Genomic DNA, 11,901 nt, shown 5'->3' on the forward strand with positions numbered 1-11,901 from the left:
GTAACTTCCAACAGCATAGAGGGTTGCACCCCGGTGCTGGCGGAAACCTTGGCGGCGTAGCTCAGTTGGTTAGAGCAGCGGAATCATAATCCGCGTGTCCGGGGTTCGAATCCCTGCGCCGCTACTTCTTTTCGTTGCCCATGTCGAACTGGCCGCAAGCCCCAAATCGGGTGCCGGTCTTCATAGGGCGGTCGCGAAGACCTTTTGGCTCTGTTTAATTCACAAGCCGCGCTCGGCAGCCGGCTTTGACTTGCGTTGTTCACGCATCCCAGCCCGGCATCGCTCGCCAACTTTCTTTTCGCTTGGCGGATAAGTCTAAGTTCGCCGCCGATAGACCAAAGCGCTGATCTCACCCACCGCGCTTGCACCGCCCGACAATTCTGCTTTGATGGTGGGCGTTTGCTTGGTCGATCGACTGGGGCGCAATCCTCCCGCACTAGGAAACTCACATGCGACTCCGGCTCCGCGCTTGTTTCACTTGGCTGGTCGTGCTGATCTGCTGCTGCGGCGTGGCGCAGGCGGAAAACGTCACCGTCTATCGCGACAGCTTCGGCGTGCCGCACATCTACGCCGACACGCTGTCCGGCGCCGCCTTCGCCGCCGGTTACTCGCAGGCCGAAGACCGCCTGGAGCAATTGCTGCAAAACTACCGCATGGCGGCGGGCACGCTGGCCGAGGTGGCCGGCCCCGACGCGCTGGAATACGACATCCGCTCGCGCGTCTGGCAGCACGAGGCCATCTGCCGCGAACTGTTCGCCAAGATCGATCCCAAACTGCAAGACGCTTGCCGGGCTTACATCGCCGGCGTCGAGCATTTCATGGCCGAGCATCCAGACCAAAAACCCGCCTGGGCGCAAAAGCTGGAGCCGTTTTATCCCATCATGCTCGGCCGATTCATCATCTGGGGCTGGCCCGAGGGACAGGCCGCCGACGATCTACAGAATGCCGGCATCGAACCACAACCGGTGGCCTATCGCGGCTCCAATCAATGGGTCGTCGCCCCCAAGCGCAGCGCCAACGGCGCCCCCATCGCGCTCATCGATCCGCACCTAAGCTGGTACGGCCCCTTTCGCTTTTATGAGCAACGGATGTACGCCGCCCAGGACGATCTAGCCATCTCGGGCGCCTGCATCCTTGGCGTGCCCATGCCCGGCCTCGGCCACAATCAATACCTGTCGATCGCGATGACCACCGGCGGACCCGACACGGCCGACGTGTACGAAGAGACGCTCGGCCCTGATGGCACGTATCAGGTCGATGGCGAGTGGCGCAAGTTGCAAACCCGCGTCGAGAAGGTGCGCGTCCGCATGGGAGACAAGATCGAAGAGCGCGAAATCAAGGTGCTCTCCACGCATCACGGGCCCGTCGTCGCGCAAAAAGACGGCAAGGCCTACACCATGGCCATTCCCTACATGCACGAGGCGGGGCTGATCGAAGAACTCTACAACGTCATGCGCTCCAAGAATCTCGCCGAGGCCAAACGCGCCCTGGCCACCTGCCAACTGATGCCGCAAAACGTGATGATCGCCACCGTCGATGGCGACGTCTTCTACGTGCGCACTGGCCGCGTGCCGGTTCGCAATCATGGCCTGCCAACACACAAGCCGATCCCCGGCAACAACTCCAAGAACGACTATGCCGGTATCCACCGCTTTTCCGATTTGGTGCAGATCGAAAATCCGCCGCAAGGCTACATGCAAAACAACAACGTCTCCCCCGAGCACATGATGAAGCAAAGCCCGCTCGTGCCCGAGCAGCACCACGAGCGGTTCTATCTGTACTTCGCCGAGCCGGGTCCGGCTCACCAGCGCGCGCGGGCGACCTTGGAACAGCTTGCCGCCGACGAACAAGTGACGCGCGACGACGCGCTGGAAATCGCCTTCAGCACCGAGGTCTGGGCCGCCAACGAATGGCAACAGCGCTTGCAATCGGCTTGGCAGGCTGTGCCCGACGATCAAAAGTCCAGCGATGCGCGGCAGGTGTACGACCAGATCGCCGGCTGGGACCGGCATAGCCGTCCCGACTCGGTCGGCGCCTTGTCATACTACTATTTCAAGCGCGCCCTCGGCGACGAACTCGCCAAGGCGGTGCATGTGCCCGACACGCTCGCCAATGAGCAGATCGCCAAAGCCCTCGGCGTGGCGGCGGAATCGTTGCGCGGGGGACCGGGCAAGCTCGATGCGCGGTTCGGCGATTTATTTCGCGTCGGCCGCGAAGGGGGCGACCGCACCTGGCCGGTCGGTGGCGGCTCGCTCAAGGAAGTCGGCATGGCCACGCCACGCGCCGTTTCGTTCCACCAAGACGATAAGCTGCGGTTGGGCCACGGCGGGCAAACCTCGACGCAGGTCGTCTTTCTGACCAAGCCCCCCAAGAGCTACATGGTGCTGCCGCTCGGCGAAAGCGATCACAAAGAAAGCGGCCACTGGGACGATCAGGCCGAAAAACTGTTCAGCGCCGGCAAGGCGAAAGACACCCACTTCCTGGACCGCGAAGGCGTGAAGCAGGAAGCCACGGCGACCGTGGAACTGAAATGGCCACCGCAAGCGTAGACCGGCCAAAGCCAGCGGCGCGTCTCGCGGTTCACTGAACCGCGAGCGCGGCGCCAAGCTGCTAAGTGCCGATGCCGCCTCCGATACCGCCGCCACCCGAGCCAATGCCGCTGCCCCCCGTGCCACCGCCAGGGGTGTTGCTGGTGCCGCTTTGACCCGTGGCGAAGTTGAACGTGTTCACCTCCGACACGCTGGAGAACAGCGGCAAACCGCTGAACCGCACATACCGCCGGTCAGCGGAAATCACCGCGCGTGCAAATAGGTTGGCGCCTTCCGGCAACACCGTAATGACCGGCTGAAAACCAACCGCCGGCTGGCGAATCACCGGCAGGCCGCCCGGCGCCATCGGTATCTCGCCTCGCGACTGCTTCAGATCGGTGAGCGCGTAGTTGTTGGCCATGGAGTTGAGTTGCTGATTGATCAGTTGTCGCCGCAGCGAAAGCTGCTGCGTCGCGGCGGTGGCCACCTGCTGCGCCGCCAGCGATTCGGTGCGGCGACCATCCTTCAGGTCGAACTTCACCAGCGCGTCGCCATCATTGATCGGCACCTGCTGGCGAATGTGCTCAAACTGGTCGGTCCGCGTATGCAAATACACGTCGATCGTCACCTTCCCCGCCGTCGGCTTGCCCCACATGCGGCGTACCAACACGCGGTACTTGCCGCTAAATCCTTGCGGGCAGGCGTAGATTTCCTCGAAGCCGCCCGACGATTTGCCGTCCATTGTGGGGAACGAATCCTTGAGCAGCGCGCCGCCTCCGGTGGTGCGCGGATTGTGCAGCGAGCAGATCGTGCCCGAAGGCTCCTCGACCATCAGGTCGATGTCGGCGTCGCCGTCCCAGTGGGCCTCGACCACGATGTCGCGCGCCACGGCGGCGTCGAGCGCCTTGGCGAAGTCATCGGCTTCGTCAACGCGTCCCTCGGCCTTCAGCGTGGCCAAGGTGGAGTTGGCGATATGGTAGGCCTGTTTGTAAATCTCCATGTCCTCTTCTGGCCAAGCCTGGCTCAGGATGCCGCACAGCGACCATTTCAGTCCGTCCAAGTCGTTCAATCGCTTGGCAAGGTTCAGCCCGTGCGCGTACGGTTCTGGCGCGCCAGGCGCCATTTTCGAGGCCTGCTCGAACAGATCCAGCGCCCGCGCTTCCAGACCAATCTTGGCCATGTAGAGCGCCACGTGCATGACGTCGATCGGGCGATTCGAAAAGTCGAGCGCCGACGTCAGCGCCCGCTCGATATCGTCTTTCGAGCTGCCAGACGCTTGCATCGCCAGGGCCAACGCCTCGTACATCCACGGCTGCGCCTGACCGTTGCGCAGCGCGCCGCCGATCATCCCCTTCACGCCCGCAAAGTTGCGCTGCTTCATCAATTGCCGCGCCGTCTCGCGAACGCGCGCCGGGTCGGGCTTGTTCTTGGCGAAATGATCGTTCCACGCCTGCTCGGCGTTGGCGCCGGCTGGCACATCCACCTCAATCGCCTGCACAGCGCCGCGCTTGCCGCTCGGCTTGGCGACCGCGGGCTGTTGCGCCGCCGGTTTTGGCGCCGCCTTGGTCGCGGGCTTCAGCTTCGCCGCCTTCGTCACCGCCTGGGCTTGCTTGGTGGTGGCCGTCTTGGGGCCAATCTTCAAGTCGTCCTCGACGGCAAACGGACGGAAACCACCCTGCGGAATGTTGGCCGGATTGAACGGCAGGAAGCCGCGGTTGGGCACATTGAAGAACCCGCCACCGCCACCCATGCCACCCATGCCACCCCCCATTCCGCCCATCCCCATGCCACCCATGCCGCCACCCATACCCCCCATCCCCATGCCACCCATGCCGCCACCCATACCCATACCGCCCCCCATGCCGCCCATCATTCCGCCCATGCCTCCCATGCCGCCGCCCATGCTCTGGATCGGCACCACAAGGTCGGCAACGGGATACACGCGGGTGGTGAGCTGCTCTTGAGCAGCGTCCAGCGTCGTCAGGTTGAGCACCTCATCCTTGATGACATACGTGAGGTCGAGATCGCCCAGCATCAAGCGCAGCGCGGAGCGCAGCGTGATCTCCTTGAGATTGCGGGTGATCGGTGTGTCGGTCGCCACGCCCGCTTCTTCCAAGGCCTTCGCGTCCAGTTCGATCTGGATCTTGTGTAGGTCCTCCAGGTACTGCACCACTTCGCTCAGCGGCGTCTCCACAAAATCGAGGGTGGTCGGCTTATCCAACTCTTCGATGATCTTCTTTTCCGCGGGCTTCAAGCTCTCCAGCGACACCGAGGCAAATTCCTTGCGCCGTTCGGTCAACCGCTCCCACACCTCGGGGTCGGGGTAATAAATCGGCGGTTCGTCCGGCGTCGGGATGTGCGAAGCCTCGACCGTTGCCAAGGTGTCGACCACGCCAATCTGGCGCCGCACTCGCAGGTCGTAGGCGGAGGCGAAATAGCCCGTCATCGATCCGCTCTGCAGCGCCACTTCGGTGGCCGGCACCAACGGCCCAATCTCGTGCGCGACAATGGCCACCTGCTGCGCGTCGGCATAGCGACCTTCGTCCATCAGCGCGTCGAACCGCGCGATAAGCTGATCGAGTTGCTCCTCGCGGGCGAACAACTGCTCGTTCAACCGACGACGCTCGGCGGCCGCCGCTTCGGCCTGCTGCTGGCGAATCACATTTTCGTCGCGAATCACGGTCTGTCGCGAGGCGATCACCAGTTGCGCTTCGATCTGGTTTGCCAACTGCTCGCGCACCGCTGGCTCAACCGTCGAGTCGCCGCGCACATGTTGCAAGACGAGTTTGAGCGCCTCGACCGCCGCGGCTGGATCGTCGCGCATCAGGCGCTGCGCCGCATGCAGGCGGCCTTGCACCTCCGCTTGCAATGCTCCGGCAAGAATGCGCTGTCGGTCCTCCACGTTCTCCAGCAGCGTGCCGTCCGCGTCGACTGGTTCTTCGGCGACCGGCTCTTCCACCAGCCGCAGATCATCCTCGGCCGCCGGTTCGGCTTGTCGCAACTGCGCCACCGCGCCGGTGATCGCCATGGCGTCGGTGCTGTGGGGTTGAATCGCCGCCGCCTCACCGGCAAGTTGCTCGGCCTGATCCAGCGCGCCAGTGGCCACGGCCTGCCGACCCAAGCGATTCAGATCGTCGACCGCCACATCCATCATCCGCCGCACTTCGGCCAGTCCGGCCGTGCCGATGGTCGGCAGCGTCGCTCCCGCGTCGCGCCTCGCCAGCTCTACCAATTTGGGCAAATACGCGTTATCCGCGCTCGACTTGGCGGGCTCCACGGTCCACGCCAACTCGGCCGGTTTTCCGTCCACATCGGCCGCGACTTTCAGATCGCTGGCCGCATCCAGCTTGCCCACGCCCAACAGCACCGTGTCGCGATCGGCGCGCAGCGGCGGCAGTCGCTTGGGATACACCTCGCTGAGTCCGGCGGGCAATTCCACGCTGGTGGGCCACACCACCGCGGCGTGCGCGGCGTCGGCCAGGTATCGGCCCGCCGCGTCGCTAGTCACGCGCTCGCCATCGACGGCCAACATGCCCCCCGTCTGATTGGCCAGCGCCGCCAATAGTTGATTGTCGAGTTGCGGTCCCACCGCGTAGCTGGAGACCGGCACATGCGCGTCGGCCAATCGGCCGGTGAGTTTCTCAAAACTGGCGCTCTGCAACAGATTGCCGCTGCTCATGCCATCGCCGATGTACACTACCGCGCGGCGATCGAGCGGAGCGGAGGCTAGCGTCGCGGCGCCCTCCTCGAGCGCGACTTGCATATCGGTGGCGCCGAGCGGTTCGCGCTGGGTCAGCTTGTCGAGCGCCGCGTTCAACTCCGCGCTGCCCGGGGCGACCTCGGCGGTGGTCATCGGCACGGCCTTCAAATCGACCGCCACAAGCTGCACGCGATCCTCGGGCTGCAATTGCGCGAGGAACGAACGCAGCGTTTCCATCGCCTTCTCGCGATGCGGGCCCACTTGGCTCGCCGACGTGTCGAACAACACCGCGATGTGCCGCGCGCCAGAACTGCCCACGCCCGCGGGCGGAGTGAGCGACAAAGCGAAATAGTTCTCGCCATCGGCCGGCGTGTAGGCGGCCAGCACGGCTTGGCCCGGCGCCTGCGCAAAAGCAACCGAGGCGCCAAGGCAGCACACGGCGAGCATCGAAAGTGAGGTCATCAACCAATTGCGGCGCGACATGTCACGAACTCCGACAAGTGAAGCGCGGAGAAGGCGCGCGCCGTGTTCCGCAGCGGCGCAGCCGGGGCTTATCCGCGATCCCCTTTCAAGTTGTCTGAGGGGATGACTTTAGTTTATTCGGGCTACGGAGTTTGTGCCAAGGAAAATCGCCAGAACCCGGGGTCCAAAGCCCCAAAACACGGGGGATTCCAGCAGGCCCGTCGGCGCAACTGGACTAACCCGCGCCGCCGGCGGCCACGGGCCAGGCACAACAGCCGACCGACTAACCGCGGCGCATGCTGCGGTTGATCTCCCGGTCGACCGAGGCCTTTTTGAGCGACTCTCGCTTGTCGTGCAGCTTTTTGCCGCGCCCCAGCCCCAACAGCAGCTTAGCCCGCCCCTGCTTGAAATAGAGCTTGAGCGGCACCAGCGTCATCCCTTTCTCATAAGCCCGGCTGGCGAACCGCTTGATCTCGCGGCGATGCAACAGCAATTTGCGTGGCCGGCGGGGAGTGTGCCCAAAATGAGCCGCCTGCTTGTATTCGGGGATGTCGCAGCCGACCAGCCACACTTCCCCATCCTTCATGCGGCCATGGGCCTCTTCCAGCGACACCTTGCCGGTCCGCAGGCTCTTGACCTCGCTGCCAATCAGGGCCAAGCCGCACTCCAGCGTTTCGATAATCTCATACTCAAAGCGCGCGCGCCGGTTTTGAGCAATCAGTCGCTCGTTGTCGTGCTCCCGATCGACTTCTTTTTTCTTGGCCGACACACCGGCTCCAAGGTGGCTGGGGACGCGATCGCGCGGCCCGAAAAGGCCCCTCGCCTATGCCGCGCCGCGGGTCGTTGATAGAGTACACTGGGCCGCGGCAATGAGTATAGGTCTCCCCACGGACATGACGCACGACACCCTGCAATTCGAACGTTCGCCCGCCGCGATCGAGGCCTACCTGCTCGGTCAGGTCGAGTTCGAGCCGTGCCTCGCGCTACAACATCGCTTGGTGTTCGAAGCCGGGGAGCGCATCGACGGGCAGATCGCGCTATTGATCTGTGAGCATCCGCCAACCCTCACGGTGGGGCGGCAGGGCTCGCGGCGCCATCTGCGCGCCGAACCACTCAACTTGACCTGCCGCGAGTTGTCGCCGCGCTGGATCAATCGCGGTGGCGGCTGCCTGGTCCACGCGCCCGGACAGTTGGCCATCTACCCCATCGTGCCGCTCGCCTGGCACGGCTGGTCGGTCGGCGAATACCTGCGGCGTTTTCAAGCTGGTTTGTCGCGCGCGCTCGCCGCTCTGCATGTGCAGCCGCATACCCGCCCCGGCCGCTTCGGCCTGTGGGGGCGCAGCGGGCAACTGGCCGCCTTTGGCGTGGCGGTCAAACACGGCGTCACCTATCACGGCGCGTTTCTCAATGTCGATCCCAACCCGCAGCTAACCCGCGCCGTCGATGGCGACTTGGCGCTCTCCGCGCCGCTCAGTTCACTGGCTGCCGAGCGCCAAAAACCGCTTCCGATGTCGCTGGTTCGTTCGCAGATCCTCGCGCAGCTCACCACCGCGTTCGATTGCGATCACTATCACGTCTACACCCGCCACCCCCATTTGGCCTCCAGCCCGCGCGCCCAGCGCGCTTCGCGCCGTGTTGGTTAACCTGCCGATCATCAATGCGCCCGTCGAGGCACTGGCCCAGCGCGAGCCGGCGCGCCGCCTGCCGCGCTGGCTCAAGCGCAACGTGCCGAAGGGCAACGCCAACCACTTCACCGAGCGGTTGCTGGACGAGCTACGGCTGGAAACGGTCTGCGACAGCGCCAAGTGCCCCAACCGCATGGAGTGCTACTCGCAAAAGACCGCCACGTTCATGATCCTCGGCAACGTCTGCACGCGGCCGTGCGGCTTTTGCGCGGTCGACAAAGGCAAGACGCAAGCGCTCGAACTCGACGAGCCGGCGCGCGTGGCCGAGGCCGCGGCGCGACTGGGTCTGGCGCATGTGGTCATCACCTCCGTCACCCGCGACGATCTGGCCGACGGCGGCGCCGAGCACTTTTATCAAACCGTGCTCGCGGTGCGCGAGCGAACCGGCGCGGTGGTCGAGGTGCTCACGCCCGACTTTGTCGAGCAGCGGCACGCGCTCGACCGCGTAGTGGCCGCCGCGCCCGAAGTCTTCAACCACAATACCGAAACCGTCCCCCGCCTCTATCGCGACGTCCGCGGACGCAAAAGCGACTACCGCTGGACGCTCGATCTCTTGCGCCGCGTCAAACAACTCAACCCCACCATCCGCACCAAGAGCGGGCTCATGCTCGGCCTGGGCGAAACGCGCGATGAACTGCTCGACACCCTCGCTGACCTCCGCGACGCCGGCTGCGACCTGCTCACGCTCGGGCAGTACCTGCAACCTTCGCCACAGCATCTGCCGGTGACCCGCTACGTGCCCCCCGACGAGTTCGACGAACTGGGTCGCGCCGCTCGCGGCATGGGCTTTTTGCAGGTCGCCAGCGGGCCCTTCGTGCGTTCGAGTTATCACGCCCGCGATATGGCCACCACCGACTGATGGCCACTCGTCATCCACTCGTGCTGCCCGATCTGGGCCTGGGCGATATGTCGATTGCGATCAGCGTGTGGCTCGTGCCGCGCGGCGCGACGGTGATGGAAGGCGATCGACTGGTGGAGGTACTGGCCGACAGCGTGACAGTCGATCTGCCGTCCCCCGCCAATGGCATATTGGTCGAGACGCTGGCGGCCGAAGACGACCCGGTCGTGCCCGGCCAGGTGCTCGGCTATGTCGAAGCGCTATAGCGCGCCGATCGCCATCACGGCGCTCGCTCGGCCACGCGATCGACGACCACCACCCGCACATCGCAGACGTTCGTATGGGTCGGTCCGGTCTTGAGGAGCGCGCCCAGCCGTTCCAGCGTTGGATACGCGTCGCTGCGGCGCAAAGCGTCAATCAGCTCGCTCGCCGCGCCACGTGCTCGCGCCATCGTCTGCGGATCGATCATCGCGCCGGCCGCGTCGGTGGGACCATCCTCGCCGTCGGTCGCTCCCGAGAGTAGCGCGATCCCGTCAACATCGGCGCTTTCCAGTTCAATCAGCGCGGCCAGCGCAAGCTGCTGATTGCGCCCGCCTTGGCCCCGTGCCTCCTCCGGCGCCAAGGTCACCACCGGCTCGCCGCCGGTGATCAGACAATCGGGCCCCGGCCCGCCGCGCATCCGCACGGCCATCTGCGCCAGATGCCGCCCCACCGCTTCGGCCTCCCCTTCATGCGTCGTGGCGCAGTGCATGGCATGGCTGTAGCCAAGTTGCTCCGCCTTGACTCCCGCCGCGTCAACCGCCGTCGCGTTGTTGCCGATCACCAAGTTGCTCCACTGGCTGGTCGGTGCCGGCCGCCAGGTTGCCGTCCGCCCCCGCAAATAATCAAACACCCCCTGCGGCACGCCGGCGCGCCGCGCGTCGTAGCGCTCCAGCACGGCCAGCGCCTCCGCCGCCGTCGAGCCGTCGGGCACGGTCGGCCCCGACCCAATCACCTCCAAAGGGTCGCCGATCACGTCGGAGATGACAAGCGTCGCCAACCGGCCCGCTCGGCACGCGCGCAGCAGGCCCCCCCCTTTGATGCGGCTAAGTTGCTTGCGCACGGTGTTCAGTTCGGCGATGTTGGCCCCCGCCGCGCTCAGGCAGCGCGTCACCGCCAGCTTGTCGGCCAGCGAGACGCCAGCGGTCGGCGCCGGCAGCAAGGCCGACGCGCCCCCCGATATCAGACAAATGCACAAGTCGCGCGGCCCGGCGCCGCCGGCGATCTCCAAGATTCGCTCCGCGCCAACGATGCCGGCCGCCGTGGGCTCGTTCCGCCCTGCCGGGCGCGCCGCGTGCAAATGAATCGCCGCCAGCTTGCGCACGCAATCCGCCGGCACGTTCACCCAGCCCGTCACCTGCTTCGCCGCCAGTATTCGGGGTCCCAATATTTCTTCGAGCGCCGCCGCCATGCCCGCCCCCGCCTTGCCGGCGCCAACCACCCAGATGCGGTCGATGGCCGCCAGATCAATCTCGTCGTCGCCGATCACGAGCGCGCTGCCGTCAAGCTGCACCGCGCCCCGCATCAGCCGCTCAGACCGCACGGCGGCGAGCCCCGCCTGCCAGATTTCCCAGGCGTCGCGGCCAAGTTGCTCGGCGGTGCGCTGCATGAGCATGTTCCGTAAAAAATCGCTATCGGCCGCGGCCACGCGCGAGCAGTCCATTGATGACTAGCGCCGCCAGCAGCACGCAGCCGGTGAGCAGCAGCCGCGCGTCTTCGTCGATCCAGTCAATCCGCTGCAAGCCCACTTCCAGCACGCGAAAAGTCAGCACCCCCACCAGCGTGCGCGGCACACTCCCCTCGCCGCCAAACAAGCTGGTCCCCCCCAGCACCACGCAGGCCACCGCGTTCAGCAACAGATCGGCGTTGAGTAGCACGCTGGCGCTCTGCAAGCGCCCGGCGTTGACCAGCCCGCCGATGCCCGCCGTCAGGCCCGATATCGCCAAGCAGGCCACAACCACTATGCCGGTGCTGATGCCGGCCAACCGCGCGGCCTCGCGATTGCCGCCGGTCATGTAGACATAACGGCCAAAGCGGGTGTGCGCCAGCACCAGATGCGCGATCAGCATGATGGCTGCCGCCAGCAGCACCCCATACGGCAGCCGCCACTGCCCCCCCAGCGCGATCGCCCCGTTACCCAGCTTTTCCAGCGCCTCGGGAACGCGCAGCGACTGGTTGTGCGTGATCAACTTCGAGAGCCCCATGGCCACGTTCATCATCGCCAGCGTGATGATGAAGCTCGGCAGCCGCGACCACACCGTCAGCGCGCCCGATAGCGCGCCAAAGAGCAGGCTCGTCGCCAACGGAATCGCGATCACCGCGACTAGCGCCCCCCAGCCCAGCGTCTCCCCCTCGGCGGGCGCCAGCCACCGGCTGGCAAACAACCAGCCGCAAAGGCACGAGGCCCAGGTGGCGAGGTTGCCTACCGCCAGGTCGATCTCGGCGCAGAGCAGCACAAAGGTCAACCCGGTGGCGACAATCGCCAGCGCCGCCCCCTGATCGAAGATTGAGATGATCGTGTTGGTGCGCCAAAAGCCCGGCGCCACCGCCGAAAAAAAGGCGACCAGCGCCGCCAGCGTGGCCACTGGCGCCAGTTCGCGGATGGTCGCGCGCCAACTGGCGCCATGCCGTGCCGATAGTGATTGCAAG

7 protein-coding genes and 1 tRNA gene are annotated in these 11,901 nt (G+C 65.4%); 4 read left to right on the plus strand and 4 right to left on the minus strand.

Annotated features, from left to right (window positions below; genetic code table 11):
* Nucleotides 1–50 precede the first annotated feature (50 nt).
* Nucleotides 51–124 (plus strand) — tRNA-Met (locus K1X71_17345).
* A gap of 325 nt (nucleotides 125–449) precedes the next feature.
* Nucleotides 450–2,549, plus strand: a complete 2,100-nt coding sequence (locus K1X71_17350) for a penicillin acylase family protein (GenBank protein MBX7074910.1) — start codon at nucleotides 450–452, stop codon at nucleotides 2,547–2,549.
* Between the two features lie 61 nt (nucleotides 2,550–2,610).
* Here K1X71_17350 and K1X71_17355 read toward each other — a convergent pair whose 3' ends face one another.
* Both K1X71_17355 and smpB read right to left on the minus strand, forming a co-directional pair.
* A complete protein-coding gene (locus tag K1X71_17355) occupies nucleotides 2,611–6,711 on the minus strand; it encodes a hypothetical protein (protein MBX7074911.1) in 4,101 nt (1,366 codons plus the stop codon).
* 262 nt (nucleotides 6,712–6,973) lie between these two features.
* The gene (gene smpB, locus K1X71_17360; GenBank protein ID MBX7074912.1) at nucleotides 6,974–7,459 is read right to left on the minus strand and encodes an SsrA-binding protein SmpB; all 486 of its coding nucleotides are present in this window, start codon (nucleotides 7,457–7,459) and stop codon (nucleotides 6,974–6,976) included.
* A gap of 674 nt (nucleotides 7,460–8,133) precedes the next feature.
* Here smpB and lipA point away from each other — a divergent pair.
* Together lipA and K1X71_17370 are read left to right on the plus strand one after the other, a co-directional pair.
* Nucleotides 8,134–9,234, plus strand: a complete 1,101-nt coding sequence (lipA, locus tag K1X71_17365; GenBank protein MBX7074913.1) for a lipoyl synthase — start codon at nucleotides 8,134–8,136, stop codon at nucleotides 9,232–9,234.
* Nucleotides 9,234–9,479, plus strand: a complete 246-nt coding sequence (locus tag K1X71_17370; protein ID MBX7074914.1) for a lipoyl domain-containing protein — start codon at nucleotides 9,234–9,236, stop codon at nucleotides 9,477–9,479. The genes lipA and K1X71_17370 overlap by 1 nt, the downstream gene beginning before the upstream one ends.
* Before the next feature lie 14 nt (nucleotides 9,480–9,493).
* On the opposite strand, the gene K1X71_17375 is transcribed toward K1X71_17370, so the two are convergent.
* The gene (locus tag K1X71_17375) at nucleotides 9,494–10,861 is read right to left on the minus strand and encodes a DUF4147 domain-containing protein (GenBank protein MBX7074915.1); all 1,368 of its coding nucleotides are present in this window, start codon (nucleotides 10,859–10,861) and stop codon (nucleotides 9,494–9,496) included.
* Between the two features lie 22 nt (nucleotides 10,862–10,883).
* Entirely contained in the window at nucleotides 10,884–11,900 is a 1,017-nt protein-coding gene (locus K1X71_17380; GenBank protein ID MBX7074916.1) for an ABC transporter permease, read from the minus strand.
* Nucleotide 11,901: the final 1 nt, after the last annotated feature.

The sequence above is a fragment of the Pirellulales bacterium genome (assembly GCA_019694455.1).
GTDB lineage: Bacteria > Planctomycetota > Planctomycetia > Pirellulales > JAEUIK01 > JAIBBY01.

Excerpts from the sequence above, each read along its gene's own strand:
- K1X71_17375 (MBX7074915.1), bottom strand. The coding sequence starts at position 10,861 with ATGCAGCGCACCGCCGAGCAACTTGGCCGCGACGCCTGGGAAATCTGG.
- lipA (MBX7074913.1), top strand. The coding sequence starts at position 8,134 with ATGGCGACTTGGCGCTCTCCGCGCCGCTCAGTTCACTGGCTGCCGAGC.
- K1X71_17350 (MBX7074910.1), top strand. The coding sequence starts at position 450 with ATGCGACTCCGGCTCCGCGCTTGTTTCACTTGGCTGGTCGTGCTGATC.
- K1X71_17370 (MBX7074914.1), top strand. The coding sequence starts at position 9,234 with ATGGCCACTCGTCATCCACTCGTGCTGCCCGATCTGGGCCTGGGCGAT.
- K1X71_17355 (MBX7074911.1), bottom strand. The coding sequence starts at position 6,711 with ATGTCGCGCCGCAATTGGTTGATGACCTCACTTTCGATGCTCGCCGTG.